Origin of the sequence: Candidatus Propionivibrio aalborgensis, assembly GCF_900089945.1 — a bacterium.
GTDB lineage: Bacteria > Pseudomonadota > Gammaproteobacteria > Burkholderiales > Rhodocyclaceae > Propionivibrio > Propionivibrio aalborgensis.
The window spans coordinates 1-1,330 of sequence record NZ_FLQY01000231.1; the positions used below are offsets into that span (position 1 = coordinate 1).

General features: G+C 55.6%; 4 protein-coding genes. All 4 read right to left on the reverse strand.

The genetic code is table 11. The features are described 5' to 3' along the window. A partial coding sequence (locus PROAA_RS18915) for a hypothetical protein (RefSeq protein ID WP_222102232.1) occupies positions 1-190 on the reverse strand: 190 nt, incomplete at its 3' end. 86 nt (positions 191-276) lie between these two features. Next, complete coding sequence (locus PROAA_RS11515) at positions 277-588, reverse strand: hypothetical protein (RefSeq protein WP_186411480.1); 312 nt, start codon at positions 586-588, stop codon at positions 277-279. Positions 589-616: 28 nt separating this feature from the next. Continuing rightward, positions 617-856, reverse strand: a complete 240-nt coding sequence (locus PROAA_RS11520) for a hypothetical protein (protein ID WP_186411481.1) — start codon at positions 854-856, stop codon at positions 617-619. Positions 857-957: 101 nt separating this feature from the next. Beyond that, positions 958-1,167, reverse strand: coding sequence for a hypothetical protein (locus PROAA_RS18920; RefSeq protein ID WP_222102233.1), 210 nt, complete (start codon positions 1,165-1,167; stop codon positions 958-960). Positions 1,168-1,330: the final 163 nt, after the last annotated feature.

Below are 1,330 nucleotides of genomic sequence, written 5' to 3' on the forward strand. Positions count from 1 at the left end.
CGTTAGCCGTATCGTAGCCGAACCACTGCATGGCCGCATTTATCGCCTCTCTTGCTGTTTCGTGCTTTCCTTCCGGGTCTTGGTGCAATCTCCAGCCGCGCCCTGTCACGCTTGGTCGCGCAATCCATTTCAAACCCGTTGGCCTCCCCATCGTCTCAAGGAAGTCAAGCATCTCGGTATCTGTTGGCATTGTTTTCTCCAGTTCTGCCGCGCCTTCATCGGGCGCACGGCTAACCCGTCAATCCAGCCGCGACCGAATACGGGCGGCGCTTGTTCTCAACCCGCGTCACGCGGCGGGCTGATTTTTGCGTTGGCCGTCAGATGCTTCTCATGTCCACATTCCTTACAGCGCAACCGCGCATACTCTGGCGGGGTTGTCTTCGTTTTTTCGTACTGGTGTTCGCCATCGTTCAGGCAGTCGGCCTTGTAGGCGTAGTAGCTGAAATGAATCGCCGTGGTGTAGGTGAATGTCTTCCCACACTCTCCGCACTCTTGCTGGTGCAAGTCGTCTTCTTCGTAGCCGTAGCCGGCATCGTGGTTTATCTCAACGTCCGCGCCACAATAAGGACATTGCGTGTCTTTGCTCATATCTCCTCCGTGCCGGCCAACCCGGCGTTCAACGCGGACCTTCGCAAGCTGCGCTTGCTCGGCCCGTTACCTCGGCGTTGGGCGCCTCGTGCCGGCCCTTGGTGTTCGGGTGGTCTGCGTCCTTCGCTTGCTCTTTGCTCCATGTCAGCAAGTGATGCACGGTCGCAAGGTGCGGCGGGATGTCCGAATATTCGATAAAGTCTGCAACCAGCGTGTTTAGCGCTTCGTCAAGCTGCTTGTGGCAGCGGGTGTGTTCGTTCCTGTGCATGTCGTTCTCCAAAGCGGCATTGGCCGCGTAAATTTGCAAGTGCCGCCGAACCCTCCGCTCCAGGCGACACGCCGCAAGCGGCGTCCGCCTGAGCTGGTGCGTTATGCATCAATATCAGCAAGTGTTTCGGCGGTATGCAGATACACTCCAAATCCGCATGTAATATTTGAGTCGTGCTGGTTTGTGTGGGAAAGTTTCGCGCTGCCTTGCGGTCTAATCCCGCTACTACCCAAGCTAATAAAAACAGGCTCGTGCATTTCGTACTCCAATAACTCTTTTATCAATTCCTTAACTGTCAAAGTTCCACTCACTGCTATCTCCTTTCCGCTGCATAACAATGCCTTCAACCGGACAAGCCGAATGAAGGCGGTTCTTCGGTCAGTCTTATGTGCGCGGCTTGCCTGTTAAGGCGGCGTTATGCCCCGTCCTGCGTTTCTGATTCAATGAGGCATCCAATTCGCCCGGCTTCAAGTA